The organism is Streptomyces sp. SM1 (assembly GCF_002910825.1).
In the GTDB taxonomy this organism is placed as follows: domain Bacteria; phylum Actinomycetota; class Actinomycetes; order Streptomycetales; family Streptomycetaceae; genus Streptomyces; species Streptomyces okerensis.
This window is the reverse complement of the sequence record NZ_NEUB01000045.1, coordinates 1-1,005: the sequence shown is the minus strand read 5'-3', so window position 1 is coordinate 1,005 and position 1,005 is coordinate 1. Positions and strand designations below refer to the sequence as shown.

Annotated in this window: 1 pseudogene; it reads right to left on the bottom strand. The window is 78.1% G+C overall.

What is annotated here, in order from left to right:
• Positions 1–1,005: pseudogene (locus B9S61_RS41930) on the bottom strand (hypothetical protein); the annotation flags it as partial.

Sequence of the window (1,005 nt, the reverse complement as noted above, 5' to 3'; positions counted from 1 at the left end):
GCCACCGCCGCAGCCACCGCCTCCTCACGCGCCAGCTCGGTGCTCAGCCGGGCGGCGAGTGCGGCGCCGCGAGGGGTGGTGCCGGCCAGGTCCTCGTCGTCGTCCTCGGCGTCGTCCGGGAGGACGTCATCGGGGCCGGAGGGCAGGATGCCGTCGGGGTCGGCGGGTGCGCCGGGATCCGTTGCGGCCGACGGCGCGGGCGGAACGGAAGCCGGGCGCCGGGCGGACTCCGCGGACGACGGAGCGGAGGACGGAGACGGGTCGCCCTTCCCTGCCACCGAGGGCTCCCCCGGCCCGGCGGCGCCCGAGAACGATATGGAGGGCTCGGCGGGTGCCGGCTGCTGCTCTTCGGGCCCGGCCGGGCCCGACAGCGGCCCGGCCGGACCGTCGGACGTGGACGGCTGTTCCCCCGGCGCGGGGTGGGTGGCCAGGTGGGCGAGGACCCGGGTGAGGGTGGGGCCGTCCGGGGGCGGAGGGTGTCCCGGGGCCGGCGCAGGTACGTGGAGGGCGTCCAGGATCCGGTGGAGGCGGGCGGCGTCGGTGCGCCACTTGCGGTCGACGACCTCCTCCGGATAGTCGCCCCAGTGGACCGGCGACCAGTCCGGGCCGGTCTCCGCGGGCCCGCCGTGGAAGAGACGGGCGGCGAGCAGCGAGGTGGCTTCGTCCACCGCGCCGGGCTCTTCGAGCAGGTCGCAGGCGGGGCGCTCGCCGAGGCGGGCGGCGAAGCCCTCCGCCAGCCGGTCCCGGCGGGACAGCTCGGTCAGCGCCGCCACCACTCCCGCGTTGAGCCGCGACGGCCAGCGGCCCATCCGCCAGGCGGGCAGCGCGACCCGGGTGAGCAGCCGGTCCCAGCCCGCGTACGCCAGGCCCACCTGTTCCTGGGCGACGATCCGCAGCCCGTAGTCCACAGCCTGTGCGCGGTCGGCCGCCGCGGCCGCGACGCCCCGCTCCATCTCGACGACATGCTCCCGGCACCCGCGCAGCAGCAGCCGGACCACCCAGCCG